The organism is Psychromonas aquatilis (genome assembly GCF_038155185.1).
GTDB lineage: Bacteria > Pseudomonadota > Gammaproteobacteria > Enterobacterales > Psychromonadaceae > Psychromonas > Psychromonas aquatilis.
This window is the reverse complement of record NZ_JBAKAZ010000496.1, coordinates 1-207: the sequence shown is the minus strand read 5'-3', so window position 1 is coordinate 207 and position 207 is coordinate 1. Positions and strand designations below refer to the sequence as shown.

Sequence of the window (207 nt, the reverse complement as noted above, 5' to 3'; positions counted from 1 at the left end):
GACCGGAAGGTGGTTTCAGTGACGAGGAGATCAATTTGACCGACACACTGAAATTTACTGAAACATTATTAGCTCCTAGAGTATTACGCACAGAAACAGCAGCTTTAACTCCTATTACTGCATTGCAGTGTCGCTTTGGCGACTTAGCTTAACCCATTATCAATAGGAAAAAATATGACCATTAAAATCGGCATCGTGATGGATCCC

Annotated in this window: 1 protein-coding gene; it reads left to right on the top strand. The window is 41.5% G+C overall.

The genetic code is table 11. From position 1 onward, the window contains the following. On the top strand, window positions 1-152 hold a 152-nt coding region (locus V6256_RS16275), incomplete at its 5' end, for an RsmE family RNA methyltransferase (protein ID WP_341599214.1). Between the last annotated feature and the right edge of the window lie 55 nt (window positions 153-207).